Origin of the sequence: Haloarcula hispanica ATCC 33960 (assembly GCF_000223905.1) — an archaeon.
Classification (GTDB): Archaea; Halobacteriota; Halobacteria; order Halobacteriales; family Haloarculaceae; genus Haloarcula; species Haloarcula hispanica.
Map to the genome: position 1 here is coordinate 1,305,349 of NC_015948.1, position 16,467 is coordinate 1,321,815.

The 16,467-nt window shown below is 64.2% G+C and carries 17 protein-coding genes; 11 read left to right on the forward strand and 6 right to left on the reverse strand.

What is annotated here, in order from left to right:
- Window positions 1-124: 124 nt before the first annotated feature.
- The 5 genes from HAH_RS06595 to HAH_RS06615 all read left to right on the forward strand — a co-directional run bounded on the left by HAH_RS06595 (window position 125) and on the right by HAH_RS06615 (window position 4,700).
- Entirely contained in the window at window positions 125-922 is a 798-nt protein-coding gene (locus tag HAH_RS06595) for a shikimate dehydrogenase (protein ID WP_014040213.1), read from the forward strand.
- A gap of 50 nt (window positions 923-972) precedes the next feature.
- Window positions 973-1,557 (forward strand): helix-hairpin-helix domain-containing protein, encoded by a 585-nt coding sequence (locus HAH_RS06600; RefSeq protein WP_023843244.1) that lies wholly within the window; start codon window positions 973-975, stop codon window positions 1,555-1,557.
- 70 nt (window positions 1,558-1,627) lie between these two features.
- Window positions 1,628-3,097, forward strand: coding sequence for an aminodeoxychorismate synthase, component I (gene pabB, locus HAH_RS06605; RefSeq protein ID WP_014040215.1), 1,470 nt, complete (start codon window positions 1,628-1,630; stop codon window positions 3,095-3,097).
- Window positions 3,094-3,843, forward strand: coding sequence for an anthranilate synthase component II (locus HAH_RS06610; RefSeq protein WP_014040216.1), 750 nt, complete (start codon window positions 3,094-3,096; stop codon window positions 3,841-3,843). Before pabB ends, HAH_RS06610 begins: the two co-directional genes overlap by 4 nt.
- Complete coding sequence (locus HAH_RS06615; protein ID WP_014040217.1) at window positions 3,828-4,700, forward strand: aminotransferase class IV; 873 nt, start codon at window positions 3,828-3,830, stop codon at window positions 4,698-4,700. Before HAH_RS06610 ends, HAH_RS06615 begins: the two co-directional genes overlap by 16 nt.
- A gap of 75 nt (window positions 4,701-4,775) precedes the next feature.
- Here HAH_RS06615 and HAH_RS06620 read toward each other — a convergent pair whose 3' ends face one another.
- Both HAH_RS06620 and HAH_RS06625 read right to left on the reverse strand, forming a co-directional pair.
- Entirely contained in the window at window positions 4,776-6,077 is a 1,302-nt protein-coding gene (locus HAH_RS06620) for an alpha-amylase domain-containing protein (RefSeq protein ID WP_014040218.1), read from the reverse strand.
- A gap of 259 nt (window positions 6,078-6,336) precedes the next feature.
- Window positions 6,337-7,395, reverse strand: a complete 1,059-nt coding sequence (locus tag HAH_RS06625) for a saccharopine dehydrogenase family protein (protein WP_014040219.1) — start codon at window positions 7,393-7,395, stop codon at window positions 6,337-6,339.
- Window positions 7,396-7,612: 217 nt separating this feature from the next.
- Here HAH_RS06625 and HAH_RS06630 point away from each other — a divergent pair, with 217 nt between their 5' ends.
- Window positions 7,613-8,029, forward strand: a complete 417-nt coding sequence (locus HAH_RS06630) for a Rieske (2Fe-2S) protein (protein ID WP_014040220.1) — start codon at window positions 7,613-7,615, stop codon at window positions 8,027-8,029.
- Window positions 8,030-8,065: 36 nt separating this feature from the next.
- Here the strand turns inward: HAH_RS06630 and HAH_RS06635 are convergent, their stop codons facing one another.
- Window positions 8,066-8,356, reverse strand: coding sequence for a transcriptional regulator (locus tag HAH_RS06635; protein ID WP_004592932.1), 291 nt, complete (start codon window positions 8,354-8,356; stop codon window positions 8,066-8,068).
- 125 nt (window positions 8,357-8,481) lie between these two features.
- On the opposite strand from HAH_RS06635, the gene HAH_RS06640 reads away from it, so the two are divergent.
- Window positions 8,482-9,348, forward strand: coding sequence for a universal stress protein (locus HAH_RS06640; protein ID WP_014040221.1), 867 nt, complete (start codon window positions 8,482-8,484; stop codon window positions 9,346-9,348).
- A gap of 62 nt (window positions 9,349-9,410) precedes the next feature.
- Here the strand turns inward: HAH_RS06640 and HAH_RS06645 are convergent, their stop codons facing one another.
- Entirely contained in the window at window positions 9,411-10,046 is a 636-nt protein-coding gene (locus HAH_RS06645; RefSeq protein ID WP_044951809.1) for an FAD-dependent oxidoreductase, read from the reverse strand.
- A 205-nt stretch (window positions 10,047-10,251) separates the two neighbouring features.
- Here HAH_RS06645 and HAH_RS06650 point away from each other — a divergent pair, with 205 nt between their 5' ends.
- From HAH_RS06650 to HAH_RS06665, 4 genes are all read left to right on the forward strand, one after another.
- On the forward strand, window positions 10,252-12,012 hold the full coding sequence (locus HAH_RS06650) for a 2-oxoacid:acceptor oxidoreductase subunit alpha (protein ID WP_014040223.1): 1,761 nt from the start codon (window positions 10,252-10,254) through the stop codon (window positions 12,010-12,012).
- Window positions 12,009-12,872 carry a 2-oxoacid:ferredoxin oxidoreductase subunit beta gene (locus tag HAH_RS06655; RefSeq protein ID WP_014040224.1) on the forward strand — a complete coding sequence of 288 codons (864 nt, stop codon included), beginning with the start codon at window positions 12,009-12,011 and terminating at the stop codon, window positions 12,870-12,872. Before HAH_RS06650 ends, HAH_RS06655 begins: the two co-directional genes overlap by 4 nt.
- A 256-nt stretch (window positions 12,873-13,128) precedes the next feature.
- Window positions 13,129-13,914: a methyltransferase domain-containing protein gene (locus HAH_RS06660; protein ID WP_014040225.1), complete on the forward strand. Its 786-nt coding sequence runs from the start codon at window positions 13,129-13,131 to the stop codon at window positions 13,912-13,914.
- A gap of 99 nt (window positions 13,915-14,013) precedes the next feature.
- Window positions 14,014-15,384: a cryptochrome/photolyase family protein gene (locus HAH_RS06665; RefSeq protein WP_014040226.1), complete on the forward strand. Its 1,371-nt coding sequence runs from the start codon at window positions 14,014-14,016 to the stop codon at window positions 15,382-15,384.
- Between the two features lie 22 nt (window positions 15,385-15,406).
- Here the strand turns inward: HAH_RS06665 and HAH_RS06670 are convergent, their stop codons facing one another.
- Window positions 15,407-15,892: a metal-dependent hydrolase gene (locus tag HAH_RS06670; RefSeq protein ID WP_014040227.1), complete on the reverse strand. Its 486-nt coding sequence runs from the start codon at window positions 15,890-15,892 to the stop codon at window positions 15,407-15,409.
- A complete protein-coding gene (locus HAH_RS06675) occupies window positions 15,892-16,440 on the reverse strand; it encodes a COG1361 family protein (protein ID WP_023843246.1) in 549 nt (182 codons plus the stop codon). Before HAH_RS06675 ends, HAH_RS06670 begins: the two co-directional genes overlap by 1 nt.
- Window positions 16,441-16,467: the final 27 nt, after the last annotated feature.

Here is a 16,467-nt window from a genome sequence, read left to right on the forward strand (position 1 = left end):
GCGAAAACGACTCACTGTCGGAAGTGTGGCTGGGTCTGGCTGAAAAGCTTGCGAAAGTGTCGGCTGCAGACCGTGCTTCCCACAGAGCGTGGCGTTCATACGACCGGGGCGCGCTGGCGTTGGTATGGACGTTTACGGACTCATCGGGAACCCGGTCGGGCACTCGCTGTCGCCGCCGATGCACGAGGCGGGCTACGAGGCACTGGGACTTGACGCGCGCTACGTCACGTTCGAACCGTCGGCTGACGCCGGTGCCGAAGCCGTCGAAGCGGCGGAGACGCTCGGAATCGACGGCCTCAACGTTACCATCCCGTTCAAGCAGGACGTACTCGACGCCGTCGACCCCGCGCCGCTCGCCGAGCGCATCGGCGCGGTCAACACCATTGATTTCGCGGGTGAGACGCCGACGGGCTACAACACCGACGCGGTCGGTGCGGTCCGAGCGCTGGACCACCACGACGTGTCGCTGTCGGGTACGGCGGTCGTCGTTGGGGCCGGCGGTGCGGGGCGAGCGGCCGCGTTCGGTCTCGCCGACGAGGGGCTGTCGGTGCGGATCGCGAACCGGACCGAGTCTAAAGCCGACGCGCTCGCCGATGAAGTCCCGGACGCCTCCGGCCACGGGCTCGATTCGCTCTCCGACCTGCTCGCAAACGCCGACATCCTCGTCAACTGCACCAGCGTCGGCATGGAGGAGGACAAGACGCCGGTCCCCGCCGACGCGTTACACAGCGACCTCGCGGTGCTCGATGCGGTGTACACGCCAATCGAGACCCGTCTGCTACAGGACGCGGCGGCCGCGGGCGCAACGACCGTTGACGGCGCGTGGATGCTCCTGTATCAGGGGGTTGAAGCGTTTGAACGCTGGACTGGCGAGGACGCACCTGTAGACAGGATGAACGGCCGATTGCGCGAACACTTGTAACGGAGCGGTCACCAGCAAGAGATTTGTGTTGGGGATAAATACGTTCATGTATGGGTCTGCTTCAGAAATTGAAATCTGCCCTCGGGCTTGACGGGACTGGGTCATCCACGTCGGGAACCAATCGCGACGTGGACGTGACTGTCGAGCGAGAGCCCTCTACTGAAGACGAAGACGCTGTGAAGGGGACGAACACCGCGACGACTACCGAGACCCACACATCCGATACCGCGGACGGGGCCGGGACTGAATCAGGGGATGGGAGTGCAACATCTGCTCAGACAGACGAGTCGGAGACTACTGAGTCACCGACTACCGACGACGAATCGACATCTGCGACCGATGCTTCTCCAGCAGGGTCCGAGCAAGAACCAGTGGTCGACGACGAAGCCAGCGACTCGGAAGCCACCGCTGACGAAGAACCGGCCGAGGCTGATGCCGAGACTGAGGACGAGGAAAGTACTGCCCCAGTCACGGAAATAAAGGGTATCGGTCCCGCCTACGCCGACCGACTCGCCGATATCGGTATCGAGACGGTGGGCGAACTGGCCGCTGCGGATGCAGCGGACATCGCCGCAGACACCGACCTCTCAGAGAGCCGTGTTTCGGGCTGGATCGAGCGGGCCGAAGACTTCTGAAACCGTTGACGTTCCGTCTTTTTGCGCCGAACCGCAAGGGAATTAGTCGCCGCACTGTTTTCGTTCGGTAATGCAATCGGTCGAAACCGACCGGACCACGTTCACCGACCTTGCGGCCGACGCGCATCCAGCGGCGCGCGTCCCTGTCGAGGTTCGAGTGGACGTCGATGACCCGTTTCTCGCCTATCGCCGGGCGCGCGACGAAACTGGCGGCGTGTATCTGGCGACGACCGGCGGCCAGTCGGGGTGGGGTTACTTCGGGACCGCTCCGGCGGACTTCCGCGAGGTCGACCCCCGAGCTGGCGGGACCCTCGCCGCACTGACTGAGTTTCTCGACGGCGAGCGGCTGGTCCGTGGTGACTGCGACGTGCCGTATCCCTGCGGAGCCGTTGGATGGCTCTCCTACGACGTGGCGCGGGAACTGGAGTCACTGCCCGACAGCGCCGATGCCGACCGCGCGCTCCCAAACCTGCAGGTGGCCCGCTACGACCGCTTCGCCGCTTGGGAGGAACCCCGCGGTGAGTCGGTGACGCTGCGCGTGACAGCCTGCCCGCGGGTCGACGACTTTGAAACGCCCGAACTGGCCTACGAGTTCGGCAAGCAACACGCTCTGGACCTGGCCCGGGCGGCCGTGCAGGGTGACCCCGCCGTCGGGGACCCGCCGGTCGAGGCCGACGAAGCCACGTTCGAGAGCGACTGCACGCCCGAGGCCTTCGCTGACCGAGTCCAAACGGTCAAGCAGTACATCCGCGACGGCGACACGTTTCAGGCGAACGTCTCACAGCGTCTCCGCGCACCCGCCGCAGTCCATCCCGTCGAGGCGTTCGACGCGCTTCGAACTGTGAACCCCGCACCGTACTCTGCCCTGCTTGAGTTCCCTGGCGTTGACCTCGTCAGCGCCAGCCCGGAACTCCTCTTGCACCGCGACGGCGACCGTATCGAGACCGAACCCATCGCTGGCACCCGCCCGCGGGGCGAGACGCCCGACGCTGACGACCGACTGGAAGCGGACCTGCTCGACGACGGGAAGGAGCGGGCCGAACACGCGATGCTCGTCGATCTGGAGCGCAACGACCTGGGGAAAGTGAGCAAATTTGGGAGCGTCGAGGTGTCGGACTACCGCCGCGTTGACCGCTACTCAGAGGTGATGCACCTCGTCTCGGTCGTCGAGGGCCGACTCCGTGACGGCGCGTCCCTGCAGGAAGCCATCGCCGCGGTGTTCCCCGGCGGCACCATCACCGGCGCACCGAAACCCCGGACGATGGAGATCATCGACGAGGTTGAGGCCACGCGACGGGGGCCGTACACCGGCTCTATCGGCCTGTTCGGCTTCGACGGCCGGGCGACGCTGAACATCGTCATCAGGACCCTGGTCCGGTACGCCGAGGAGTACCACCTCCGCGTCGGCGCGGGCATCGTTCACGATTCGGACCCGGACAGCGAGTATCAGGAGACGCTTGACAAGGGCTGTGCGCTGGTCAACGCCGTCGACGAAGCGCTGGGGAGACGCGTCGACCTGGCGATGGAGGACCAGCAATGAGCGGCTCCCGTGGTAGCGACGGCAGCGACGATAGCGACACCAACGCCGCGGGTGGCCCGACAGCGGACTCGCTGGCTCCGACCGTGCTGGTCGTCGACAACTACGACTCGTTCGCGTACAACCTCGTCCAGTACGTCGGCGAGGTGGTCCTCCGACTCGGCGGGACTGAGGACGACGTCATCGTCCGGCGCAACGACGCCATCGACATCGAGGGCATCCGCGAACTGGACCCCGACGGCATCGTCGTCTCGCCGGGGCCAGGGACGCCCGAAGAGGCGGGCGTCTCGATGCCGATCTTCGAGGAGCTGGACTACCCGACGCTGGGCGTCTGTCTCGGTCATCAGGCGCTGTGTGCGGCCAACGGCGCGCCAGTCGGCCACGCCGAGGCGGTCGTCCACGGCAAATCGTCGTCGGTTACCCACGACGGAACAGGCGTGTTCGAAGACCTGCCGGACCCCGTCGAGGTGGGTCGGTACCACTCGCTCGCGGTCGACCGCGAGGACCTTCCCGACGTGCTGACCGAGACGGCGTACACTGTTGGCCACGACGATGCCGACGGAGCCACAGAGACGCCAGACTCGTCCGAACCTGCCACCGCCGACGGCACGGACGAGTCCCAGGTCGTCATGGGCGTCCGCCACAGCGACCGCCCGCACATCGGCGTCCAGTTCCATCCCGAAAGCATTCTGACCGACCACGGCAAGACCATGATCGAGAACTTCTGCCTGCTATGCAATACCACGTAGACGGCGACCTCGTCCCCGAAGACGAGGCGACGGTGTCAGTGCGCGACCGCGGGTTCATGTACGGCGACGCGGCGTTCGAAACGCTCCGGGCCTACGGCGGCGAGCCGTTCCGGTGGGATGCCCATCGCGACCGCCTCCAGCGGACGGCCGAGACGCTGGGGTTTGCCGACGCCGTGCCTGGTGACCTCCGGGAGCGCGTCGACGAGACGCTCGCGGCCAACGACCTCGACGAGGCGTACGTCCGGCTGTCGGTCACGCGGGGCGTCCAGCCTGGGAAGCTCACGCCGGGGAGCGATGTCGACCCGACGGTCGTCGTCATCTGCAAGGGGCTCCCGAAGGGTGGGTTAGAGGGGGGACGCGTCTGGGACGAGCCGGCGTCGGTCCAGACGGTCCGGACCCGGCGGATTCCGAGCGAGGCCGTCCCGGCGGACGCGAAGACCCACAACTACCTCAACGGGATTCTCGGCCGGCTCGAACTCCGAAAGGCCGCCGCTGGCGGCGAACCAGCCGACGAGTGTCTCATCCGGGACACGGACGGGAACCTTGCAGAAGGGGCGACGAGCAACCTCTTTTTCGTCACGGACAACGGCCTCCGGACGCCGAGTACGGATCTGGACCTACTGCCGGGGGTCACCCGCGACGTGGTAATGGACATCGCTCGCGGCGAGGATTTCCCTGTCGAGACCGGTCACTATTCGCTCGATGCCCTGCGTGACGCCGACGAGGCGTTTCTCACCAACTCGACGTGGGAGATCCGCCCCGTTTCGACCGTCGACGGTATCTCCGTGGGGAGCGGGCCGATGACGAAGCTCCTTCAGCGGCTGTTCGACGAGCGAATCGAGGAGCGGTACTACTGATCGCGCTGAAGGTAGTGGAAAGCGAGCCAGCGCGGGTCGCTGGCGTGCCAGCTTACTGGTGTCCGCGTCCGCGGTCTACTCGGGTGCGTAGCAGACCCAACTTGTCGCGGGAACGGTGATCTGGACCCAACTATCGCCGTTGGTCGAGATATTGCCCGCGTTGCCGCTGTAATCATTGAGTGTCTGGTTCGTCCAGCTCGTGGGGACCCACTTGCTCCGCTGGCCGCTCGCACGGTTCAGGCCGACGAGGAGGTTCCCCTCTCGCTCGTAGACGTACAGGTCCTGGTCGACGTGGCGGGTCTGTGAGCCGCCGCTCGCGAGGTTGTTCCGGATCCAGAGGAGGTTCCGGATATCGTCGTCGTCGACGCTGATACGGTTGCTGTACACGCGTGGATACCCCTCGTACGTGAGGATGTAGGCGTACGCGAGTTTCTCGTAGTCCGGCGGCCCGCTGTCGTGGTTTGAAACGAACGTAAACGCCTGGAACGGCGACTGATTCACCATGCCGGCGCCGTCGAGCGCCTGCATGTTGCCGTCGCTGTGGAACGCCTCCTCTTTCATCGTGTAATAGAGCGGGTAGTCGGTGACGGACATCCCCGTGTCGGCGTACCCTTGGCAGACGCCGATATCGCCGTCGAGCACCTCACCCACTGTCCAGAGATCGAGGTCGTCGGCCCACTGGTTCGCGTAGTCGGCGAAAAACGACTCGGGGACGTGTTTGGCGGCGTCCCAGCGAATACCGTCGACGCCGAGGTCCGCGTACTTCTGGACGTAGGCCTGCAACTCGCCGCGGACGTACGCGGACTCCTGTTTCAGGTCCTTCAGCCCGACGAGCCAGTCGTCCTCGACCGATTCCGGGTTGTCGTAGTTAATGTCGTCTTTCGGGTGGAAGTCGCGTTCGCTGAACCGGGGGAGGTCCGCGAAGGTAATGCCCGGCGCGTCCCGGAAGTCGTCGTTTGCGGCCATGTGGTTGATGACCGCGTCGGCGACGACGTCGAGGTCCTGATTGTGGGCCTCCTGCACCATCGCCTCGTACTCGTCCTCTGTGCCGAACACGCTGTTGAAATCCGTCAGGTCGACGGGCTGATAGCCAAGCGGTGGGTCGGTGACGCCGTTCTGATGGCTCCGGTCGAGGCGGCTCCGCTGGGCCGGTGGGACCTGAATCGCGTCGTAGCCCTGTTGTGCGACTGTTTCCAGCGTCGCTGTGATCTCTGTCCAGTCTGTGTGGTAGTACTGGTACACCGCGCTATCGCCGACAGCCGCGCTACTGCCGACTGAGGCGGCGGTGCCGAATACTGCGGCACCGAGCACTCCGATTCCTTTCAGAACGGTTCGCCGAGACGCCTGCTTACTGCCGGTAATTCGGGGTCGATTCATTTGCTCTCCGAGGTATGTCTCATGTTATCTACCATGCTTTTCCGCAAAAGATGATGAGATTCTACATCACAATAAATAGTTGGCATATATGATTTGTTACATATCGGAAGTCAATCACACCTGAACAGTAATATAGCGATGATACGGGGACTGAACCACTATCTCTACCGCGTTTCCGGCTCCCGGAAGACACACTTCGACGCTCCTATTTTATTTGTGATATATACCCGACTTTCTCACCAACCTCGAAGTAGTCCGTTCACACCACGTCTTCGCGCTCGACACCGTCGACAGCGAGAATGAGGTCGGGACCGTACGCGCCGGCGGGCGTCTGGAACCCGGCGGGCGCGTCGCCGTCGATGACCCGCTGGGTGATTTCGACCGCCGTCGCCGCCGTGAGGTCGTAGGTGTGTGGCCCTCGCAGTCGGGACTCGACGCGGTCGCCGTCGTCAGTTCTGGCTTCGCCCCAGACGAAACTGGACACACTTGCGCGCTCTTCAGCGTCGGGTCCCTCGGTCGTCTGCTCGATAAACCACTTGAGCGTGGCTTTCACCGGCGGGAGACCGAGTACGGGCGCGAACAGCCCCGCAAATCGCTGCTGTCGGGCCGCCGACGGCGGCATCGACATGTACACGGTCACGTTCGGTATGCCGGTGGTGTGGTACGCCGTCGACACGTCGCCCCACGGGATCGAGACGGTGTTCATCCCATCGTGTCCCCAGCCGAAGTCTATCTCGCGCGATTCGCTCCCGACGGTCACTCGCTCTATGCGGCCGTCGCGGCGCACCGCCCCGCCTGCGTCGATGTGTTCGACCATCGTCTTCGCGGTTCCCTTCGAGACGCCCATCTCCGCGTGAAACGCCAGCGCCAGCGTGTCGGCGTCGGGCAGCCGGTCGGCGAGGTGTGCAGCGAGGCAGTCCGTCGGGACCACGTCGAAACCGACACCAGGCAGGAGCACGATCCCGGCCTCCCGTGCTTCGCTGTCCCGCTTGTGGATGGCCTCAAACACGTCGAGCTCCCCGGTGATGTCCAGGTAGTGCGTCCCGGTTCGCAGGCAGGCCTCGACCATCGGCTCCCACGTCCGGCTGAACGGGCCGGCGCAGTGGACGACGGCGTCGGCGTCGTCGAGCAGCACGTCGAGCACTTTGGGTTCATCCAGCCCGACGACTTCGGACTCACAGCCGAGTTTGATCGCCTGCGTCGAGAGTTCGTCCCGGTTCCGGCCGGCCAGTACGGGCTCTAATCCCCGGTCGATGGCCGCCTGTGCGATGATGTTGCCGGTGTAGCCGTACGAGCCGTAAATGACGACATCTCCCATAGCGTCGCGTTCGCAGCGTCCCCCGATAACAGTTGACACTGAATCGACAACCTGACCAGTGACCGCTGGCTACTCACTTCACGAGAGCTTTGGCCGCGCTCTGGCCTCGCTTCTTACTGCACGGTGCCGTTTCCGTCTGAATAGCCCGTGGCGCTTCACGCGGTTACTCGCCGGGATCGGCGGTTTGAAACGGGTTACGTCCGTACGGATGCGTAGTATGGACGAGGACAGCTGTATCGTCGCGCTGGACGAGGTGCCCGCTGACGGAACCTTTCTGTTCACTGTTCGCGACGGCTTCGACACGAAGGAGGCGATTATCGTCGAGTTGTCCGACGCGGTCGTCGCGTTCGAGAACTACTGTCCACACTGGACAGACGTCCGACTCGACAAAGGCAGTGGGGCGACTGTTCGGAATGGGGAACTGGTGTGTGAGAAACACGGGGCGACGTTCGAATCCGATTCGGGGCTGTGTAACTACGGCCCTTGCGAAGGAGCGGTTCTGGAGGAAGTTTCGATTACCACCGAGGACGACGTCGTCTACCTGACCGACGAGCGCTACGAGTTCGAAAACCAGGGGCCGTCCGGCGACCACGACCTCTCTTCGCGCGGTCGCATCGGCTTCTCCGGGAACTGAGCGGCTGGAATCGGCTTCTCCGGGACTCCGTACCGGTTAGCTGATCCGGTACGCCGGCTCTGAGACCGCTTCGCATTTACACTCCGGACACCGGCTTGGTCGGTTTGTCAGGTCGTCGAAGTCCGTGAAGCCGCACTCCTCGCACTCCGGCGGCGCGACGAGGAGCTGTTCGTCGGTCGATTCCAGGGATTTCGAAATATGCTCTACGTGCGTGAGCGCGTCGCTGGTCTGTATTTCGAACTCGTTCGCGATTGTCCCGGCGGCCATCGCTTCGTCGCGTAGTTGGTCAGCGATGCGCTGGCGCGTCGTCCGACTTGCCTCGCGCATGGGGGATGTTGGCATCCGATTGTTATAGGTTTTGTTCCGGACTCACTGCGTCGCAGTGACGCTCTCCCACGTTCCTGTACCAGCCACGATACTTTATCACCGACGGCGGTGAATAGCGACACCCAATGTTCGACAGAATCCTCGTTCCGACCGACGGAAGCCCCGGTTCCGAGCGCGCGTTCGAGGTCGCCGCGACGCTCGCCAGCACTCACGATGCAGCCGTCCACGTTCTCTCGGTCGTCGACGAACACGGGCCTACGGACGACTGGGACTACGACGGCGACTCCCCAGCAGAAGCGTTCATCGAGTCCCAAGCCGACCACGTCGACACCGAGGGCCTGTCCGTCACCACCGCGGTCCGCGAGGGAGTCGTCCACGACGCGGTTCTCGACTACGGCGACGAGAACGAGATCGACCTCATCGTCATGGGGACTCACGGCCGCACCGGTGTCCGGCGGTTCCTCCTCGGCAGCGTTACCGAGAAGGTCGTCCGCCTCGCCGACGTACCAGTCCTCTCGGTCAAAGCCGACGCGGAGCCGGGGACCGTCTCGTTCGACGACATTCTGCTCCCGACTGATGGCAGTAGCGGCGCGGAGGCAGCTATCGAACCGACGGGCGCGCTCGCAAGCGCGACCGATGCCACTGTCCATCTCGTCTCGGTCGTGGATACGCGATCACTCGGCATCGATGTCGGGTCGAGCGTTATCGTCGACGAACTGGAGTCTGTCGCGACGGATGCTGTCGGAGATGCGTCCGATCGACTTTCCGGGATGGGAGTCGAGACTGTCGAGACAGCTATCACGCACGGTGTCCCGTATCGGGCCATCCTCGACGCCATCGAGGAGGCTGATGCCGACCTCGTGGTCATCGGGACTCACGGTCGCACTGGTATCGACCGCTACCTGCTGGGCAGCGTCGCGGAAAAACTGGTCCGAACCTCGCCGGTGCCGGTGATGACTGTTCGAGCGCCGGACGCTGGTGATGAAAGCTAACATCGCTCCCGGTTATCCATCGATGAAGTCAGGACCGACCGGTGACACGGCGCTTGACCGACCTATCCGAAGTTCTCGACCTTCGCGTCGTCGGTACTGACGCCGGCGTCTTCGAGCGCTTCCGTGGCGGCATCGAGGAAGTCCGCGAAGCCGTAGATGAACACTTGACCGCCGTCCTCGACGGCCTCGGCGACCGGCTCAGTCAGGGGCTCGTCGTCGTCGATGACCGAGACGAGCGCCCCGGCCTTGGCGAGCGCGTCCAGTCGGTCCTCGTGGACCGGCGCGTCGTCCTGGTACACGACTGCGGCCTCGTTGCCGTCGTCCAGCGCACGCTCGGCGATCCCGACCGCCGGGCCGACCCCGGGACCGCCGGCGAGCACGACGACGCGGCTCTCGCCCTCGTAGTAATCCGAACCGAACGGCCCAGCGATGCGGACGCCGTCGCCCGCTTCGAGTGCGCCGAGCTGTGGTGCCAGCTCGCCGTCGGGGTCAATGCCGACGGTGATCTCGAACGCCCCATCGACCGTCGGCGAGGAGATGGTGTAGAACCGCGAGATGTCCTCCCCGTCGACGGTCAGCGTCAGCTTGACGAACTGGCCCGGCTGTGCGTCGAAGGCGTCCGGCGTCTCGAAGTCAATCGCCACGGTGTCTGGTCCGACATCTCGGACGGCAACCACGTCGAGGACTCGTTCATCCATACCTGAGAGTTGCCGTGACTGGGCAAGGGGGTTACGGTCGCGGAGTTTCACGTTAGCCAGCATATGTTGCCGGTGTTTTCCCACATACGGGGGATTATGCCGGTATTCCCTCGAAACTACGGCGGAATTCACTCGAAACCGAGTAGTGCGCGCGCGGGCGGTTACGGAAGGCTTTTCCTGCCACGCTGGCTACCCGAGGGATATAATGCCAGAGGACCTGAACTGGGCCATCGGCGGCGAAGCCGGCGATGGAATCGACTCCACCGGGAAGATTTTCGCGCAGGCACTCTCCCGGGCTGGTCGACACGTCTTCACCTCAAAGGACTTCGCCTCCCGCATCCGCGGCGGGTACACTGCCTACAAGGTACGGACGTCAGTCGACCGCGTTGAGAGTGTCGTCGACCGCCTGGACATCCTGATCGCACTCACCGAGCGCACGATCCACGAGAACGAGGACGAGCTCCACGAGGACTCCGTCATCATCTACGACGGCGAGCGCTCGACGATGCAGGACGTGGAAGTGCCCGGCGACGCGACGGCGCTCGAAGTACCGCTGAAACGACTCGCCGAGGACGCGGGTGGGGCCATCATGCTCAACGTCGTCGCCCTCGGTGCGGCGTGTGAGGTCACCGGCTTCCCCATCGAGAACCTCGACGAAAGCCTCGAAAAACGCTTCGGCGACAAGGGCGAGGCCATCGTCGAGAACAACAAGGAAGCCGCCCGGAAGGGACAGCACTACGTCCAGGAGGAGTACGGCGAGTTCGACTACGACATGGAGACGACCGACGAGGACTACGTGCTTCTCAACGGCGACGAGGCCATCGGCATGGGCGCTATCGCCGCCGGCTGTCGCTTCTACGCCGGCTACCCCATCACACCGGCGACGGACGTGATGGAGTACATGACCGGCCGCGTCGACCAGTTCGGCGGCAAGGTCGTCCAGGCCGAGGACGAACTCTCCGCCATCAACATGGCCCTCGGTGCGGCCCGCGCCGGTGCCCGAGCCATGACCGCTACGTCCGGTCCGGGTATCGACTTGATGACCGAGACGTTCGGGCTTGTCGCCACCAGCGAGACGCCGCTGGTCATCTGTGACGTGATGCGTTCCGGTCCCTCGACCGGGATGCCGACCAAGCAGGAACAGGGCGACCTCAACATGACGCTGTACGGCGGCCACGGCGAGATTCCGCGCTTCGTCGTCGCGCCGACGACCGTCTCGGAGTGCTTCTGGAAGACCGTCGAGGCGTTCAACCTCGCCGAAAAATACCAGACGCCGGTCTTCCTCGTCTCGGACCTCGCAATGGCCGTGACGGAACAGACCTTCTCCCCCGAGACCTTCGACATGGACGAAGTCGAAATCGACCGCGGGAAGGTCGTCGACGAGAACGAGATCGACGCCTGGCTGGACGAGAAGGGGCGCTTCCAGGCCCACTTCGCGGCCGCAGACGGGGTCTCGCCGCGTGCGTTCCCCGGCACGACCGACGGCGCGCACATGACGACCGGCCTCGAACACGACGAACTCGGCCGGCGGACCGAAGACACGGACGTGCGTATCGAGCAGGTCGACAAGCGCCAGCGGAAAGTCGAGACCGCCCGCGAGCAGGAGGACTTCGACTACCGCGAGTTCGGCGACTCCGACGCCGATACGCTCGTCATCTCCTGGGGCTCCAACGAAGGAGCCCTGCGCGAGGGGCTGACGCTGCTGGAGGAAGACGACTACGACGTGCGGTTCCTCTCGGTACCGTACATCTTCCCGCGACCGGACCTCTCCGAAGAAATCGAAGCCGCAGAGGACGTCATCGTCGTCGAGTGTAATGCCACCGGCCAGTTCGCGGACGTCATCGAACACGACGTCCTCGAACGGGTTCAGCGCATCAACAAGTACAACGGCGTGCGGTTCAAAGCAGACGAACTGGCAACCGAGATCAAGCAAACGCTTGACACACCCCCGGAGGCAACACAATGAGTTCCGACGTTCGCTTCACAGACTTCAAATCCGACAAGCAACCGACCTGGTGTCCCGGCTGCGGTGACTTCGGGACGATGAACGGCATGATGAAGGCACTGGCAGAGACGGGCAACGACCCCGACAACACCTTCATCGTCGCCGGTATCGGCTGTTCCGGTAAGATCGGGACGTATATGCACAGCTACGCCCTTCACGGCGTCCACGGCCGCGCCCTGCCGGTGGGCATCGGCGTGAAGATGGCCAACCCGGACCTCGAAGTGATGGTCTCGGGCGGCGACGGTGACGGGTACTCTATCGGTGCCGGCCACTTCATCCACGCCGTCCGCCGGAACGTCGACATGAGCTACGTCGTGATGGACAACCGCATCTACGGGCTGACCAAGGGGCAGGCCTCGCCGACGAGCCGCGAGGACTTCGAGACCTCGACCTCGCCCGACGGGCCGAACCAGCCGCCGGTCAACCCGAAGGCGCTGGCGCTGGCCTCCGGTGCGACGTTCATCGCGCAGTCGTTCTCCTCGAACGCACAGCGACACGCCGAGATCGTCAAGCAGGCCGTCGAACACGACGGCTTCGGCTTCGTGAACGTCTACTCACCGTGTGTGACGTTCAACGACGTGGACACCTACGACTACTTCCGCGACGCCATCGTCGACCTCGACGAGACCGACCACGACCCGTCCGACCGCGACCAGGCCAAGGACAAGATCCTCGAAAGCGAAAAGGAGTACATGGGCGTCCTGTATCAGGACGAAGACTCCGTTCCCTTCGAGGAACGCGAGGGCGTCGAGGGCTCGATGGCCGAGATCCCCGACGGCGCGCCTGAAGGTGCGATGGATCTCGTCCGCGAGTTCTACTAGTACCTTTTTCGACGGGGGGTTCGCGCTCGCCACTGGCGAGCGCTCAACCCCCGCCCAAAAATCTACGCTAAAAAGGCGACTTCGCGGCGCGCCGCGAAGTCGTGAAACGGCGGCCTGCGGCCGCCGTATGCTGGTGGTTCTATTTGAACCGGTAACAGTGACGGTTTCTCAGTAGTAAATCCCAGGGCCGAGTTGAGTCGAGTGCAACGCTACCGAATGGTTTTATTTATGACAGCTGAATGGGCAGTGTACGGAAATGGGCGGCACACTCGACTACGACGAGGCGGAAGCCCGGCAAGAGGAAGCGATATACAGCACGCCGGCGGCCGTGGCGCGACGGGATCGAGTACGGGACCTGTTCGCGCCCGAACCAGGCGACAAGGTTCTCTCTATCGGCTGTGGGCCGGGCTTTGAGCCGGCGGAGATCGGCTGGGCGGTCGGCAATGCGGGACACGTTCACGGTATCGACCGGAGCAAGGCGATGCTCGAACTCTCCCGAGCGCGCTGTGCCCCGCTACCGCAGGTGACCCTAGCACAGGGAAACGCCGATGACCTCCCAGTGGCCGACGAATCGGCTGACGCGGCCGTTGCGGTGCAGGTGTTCGAGTACCTCGAAACAGTTGCTTCGGCTGTTTCGGAACTGGCCCGAGTTCTGCGGCCCGGCGGGACAGCTGTCGTCTGTGACGCCGACTTTTCCTCGCTGGTGTGGCGCAGCCCCAATCCCGAACGAATGGCGCGCGTTCTCGATGCCTTCGACGACCACTGCCCGCACCCGCGGCTGGGTTCCCACCTTGCCCCGCATCTTCGCGGGGCCGGACTGACGATTGACCGGGTCGAACCGAACACCATCGTCAACACCAGCCTCGACGACACCTTCGCGGCCCACCTCATGACGTTCATCGAGGACTACGCGGCCGACCACGAGGCAATCGGGCCGAGAGAGGCACAGGCCTGGGCCGATGACCTCCGAGAACAGGCGGCTCACGGGGAGACCTTTTTTAGTTTCACGCAGTACTGCTACCTCGTTCACAAGCCTGCGTAGCGGTCTCAGTATCCCGACCACAGACTGTGCTGTGGCCTTGATTCCCACACACAATAGAATCGGGTTCGGACCCATATGCAGGTATCCCCAATGAAAGGTATGCACGTCTTCTGGCACCAGCGTGACCTCCGGATACCGGACAACCGGGGGTTGACTGCCGCCGCCGCAGACGACGAAGTGTTACCGGTGTACGTTATCGACACAGACCTGCTGGCAAGCGTCGGGAAGCGCCAGCGGGCGTTCCTGCTGGCCGGTGTGCGAGCGCTGAAACAGGCCTATCGGGACCACGGTGGGGACTTGCTCGTCAGGAAGGGGGCCGCCGTCGATGTGCTTTCGGACGTCGTCGAAAAGTACAACGCTGACCGCGTGTACTACAACGAGCATTACCGTCCCGCGCGACGCAACCGCCAACGCCGCGTCGACGACGCGCTCTCGACGAAATCGCTGACCGACCTCGCGCTGGTCGACCCGGCCGGACTTGACCGCGAGTACGAGAACCACAGTCGCTTCTACGACGACTGGCAGGCCCACCACAAGCTACCGCCGGTCGGGAGTCCGGACTCGGACTCGCTCGTCGATGTGTCGGACCCGACGACGGCCCCGACCATCGATACGGATATCGACCTGCCGACGCCCGGCTACGAGGGCGCACGGCAGCGGTACGACGACTTCCTCACCGGCGGTATCGAGACCTACAACGACACCCGCGACGACATGCGGGCCGCCGTTGAGCGGCCCACCAGCGCCGTCTCGCGTATGTCGCCGTATCTCGCAGCGGGGATGATCGGCATCCGCGAGATGTGGCGCGACGCGTCCGACCGCCACGCCGAAGCCACCGGCGACGCCCAGCGGAACATCCAGAAGTACCGCTACGAACTCTCCTGGCGCGAGCAGAACTACCATCTACTGTACTACAACCCCACATTGCTGTCGGAGAACTACAAGGCGTTCCCGAACCCCATCGAATGGGAAAACGACGCGGATGACTTCGAGGCCTGGAAGCGTGGCGAAACTGGATATCCGTTCGTCGACGCTGGCATGCGCCAGCTCGAACGGGAGGGATACATCCACAACCGACCGCGTCAGAACGTCGCTTCCTTCCTCACGAAGCATCTCCTCGTGGACTGGCGCGAGGGGGCCCGTCATTTCCGCCGGAAGCTCGTTGACCACGATCCCGCCAGCAACGCCGCGAACTGGCAGTGGACAGCATCGACCGGGACCGACTCCGTGGACGTACGTATCTTCGACCCGGTCGCACAGATGAGCAAGTACGACAGCGGGGCGGACTACGTCACGGAGTATGTGCCAGAGCTTCGCGACGTTCCGGCGAACATGATCGTCGACTGGCCGACGCTCTCGAACGGCGAACGCGAGGAACTGGCACCGGAGTACCCACATCCAATCGTCGACCGGAACGCCGCCTACGAGCGAGCCCAGCGCGTGTTCGAGACAGCGCTGGGGAAACGCTGAGGGAGGGTCGAGGGAAGTGGCGCTACGCTCTGTACTGCACAAAGAGATAGGCCGCCACTGCAACGGACCCAGTGACGCCGGTGAGCCAGATATCCGTACTCAGATACAGCCCCGGCGTCGGCGGGTGGTACTGCGTCAGTGGCCACAGCACTTCGTAGGACCGCCCAGAGGCTTTCAACAGGAGCGCATCGGCAAACAGATGGCTGGTGGCTCCAAGCGACAGCAGACCGAACACGCGCCGTCGGTCGGAGCGGTTCACGACGACCACGCCAACGAGGACGGCGACGAGAGCGCCGCCGAGCGTATGGACGCCCAGCCAGTCGAACGGGATATCCAGTGTTGCCTCGACGGTTGCAGCATCCACGAGAAGCTTGATCTTCGCCATGTCCGGGATGAACGCGCCGGCCATCCCCACGGTGACGTACTCTCCAGAGAGCCAGTCGTACCGCAGTGACAGGAGGGTGCAGATGGTGAACGCGATGAAAGCGTGCGAGAGCAGATCCGGCATCAGGCACGCACCTCCCGCATCATCGTAAGGAGCGCTCGTATCGGCCTGAGCGGCTCTTCACGCCGGCACAGTGCCCCCGTTTGCCAGTCAAGCCGCCAGCCACAGATCAGTCGCCCGAGGGTCCACAGGCCGGCGAGGGCAGAAACGAGGTACATCGCAACGTAGTTTGTCGCGGGCACACTCACGCTGTTCTCCGCGGTGATGGTCCAATCCGGGCCGAGCGTCCCGTACACCTGCAGCGATTCGCCTTCGGCGACGGCTCTGTCGACGTTCCGGACCGTGACTGTGAGCGTCCCGCTGTGGCGCTCGCCGCCAGTAGCGTACTCGTACTCGACGGCGATTTCGACGGGGCTGGTCCCACTGACCGTGCCGGTCACCTGAACGTACTCGCCGACGTGGCTGTCGTAGTCCTCGGCCAGTGCGTCCTCGGCTGGGTAGTCACCCAGCGCCGGAGCGGGCGTGGCCGCCCCCAGTCCGACCATGAGCGCGAACAGCACGGCCAACAGTCCACAGATAGCGACGACCCTGCCCACCCACGAGTGAAGCATTCAAATCCCGGTGCGGGCGGCGGGATA

Excerpts from the sequence above, each read along its gene's own strand:
- HAH_RS06595 (WP_014040213.1), top strand. The coding sequence starts at position 125 with ATGGACGTTTACGGACTCATCGGGAACCCGGTCGGGCACTCGCTGTCG.
- HAH_RS06600 (WP_023843244.1), top strand. The coding sequence starts at position 973 with ATGGGTCTGCTTCAGAAATTGAAATCTGCCCTCGGGCTTGACGGGACT.
- pabB (WP_014040215.1), top strand. The coding sequence starts at position 1,628 with ATGCAATCGGTCGAAACCGACCGGACCACGTTCACCGACCTTGCGGCC.
- HAH_RS06610 (WP_014040216.1), top strand. The coding sequence starts at position 3,094 with ATGAGCGGCTCCCGTGGTAGCGACGGCAGCGACGATAGCGACACCAAC.
- HAH_RS06615 (WP_014040217.1), top strand. The coding sequence starts at position 3,828 with ATGCAATACCACGTAGACGGCGACCTCGTCCCCGAAGACGAGGCGACG.
- HAH_RS06620 (WP_014040218.1), bottom strand. The coding sequence starts at position 6,077 with ATGAATCGACCCCGAATTACCGGCAGTAAGCAGGCGTCTCGGCGAACC.
- HAH_RS06625 (WP_014040219.1), bottom strand. The coding sequence starts at position 7,395 with ATGGGAGATGTCGTCATTTACGGCTCGTACGGCTACACCGGCAACATC.
- HAH_RS06630 (WP_014040220.1), top strand. The coding sequence starts at position 7,613 with ATGGACGAGGACAGCTGTATCGTCGCGCTGGACGAGGTGCCCGCTGAC.
- HAH_RS06635 (WP_004592932.1), bottom strand. The coding sequence starts at position 8,356 with ATGCGCGAGGCAAGTCGGACGACGCGCCAGCGCATCGCTGACCAACTA.
- HAH_RS06640 (WP_014040221.1), top strand. The coding sequence starts at position 8,482 with ATGTTCGACAGAATCCTCGTTCCGACCGACGGAAGCCCCGGTTCCGAG.
- HAH_RS06645 (WP_044951809.1), bottom strand. The coding sequence starts at position 10,046 with ATGGATGAACGAGTCCTCGACGTGGTTGCCGTCCGAGATGTCGGACCA.
- HAH_RS06650 (WP_014040223.1), top strand. The coding sequence starts at position 10,252 with ATGCCAGAGGACCTGAACTGGGCCATCGGCGGCGAAGCCGGCGATGGA.
- HAH_RS06655 (WP_014040224.1), top strand. The coding sequence starts at position 12,009 with ATGAGTTCCGACGTTCGCTTCACAGACTTCAAATCCGACAAGCAACCG.
- HAH_RS06660 (WP_014040225.1), top strand. The coding sequence starts at position 13,129 with ATGGGCGGCACACTCGACTACGACGAGGCGGAAGCCCGGCAAGAGGAA.
- HAH_RS06665 (WP_014040226.1), top strand. The coding sequence starts at position 14,014 with ATGCACGTCTTCTGGCACCAGCGTGACCTCCGGATACCGGACAACCGG.
- HAH_RS06670 (WP_014040227.1), bottom strand. The coding sequence starts at position 15,892 with ATGCCGGATCTGCTCTCGCACGCTTTCATCGCGTTCACCATCTGCACC.
- HAH_RS06675 (WP_023843246.1), bottom strand. The coding sequence starts at position 16,440 with ATGCTTCACTCGTGGGTGGGCAGGGTCGTCGCTATCTGTGGACTGTTG.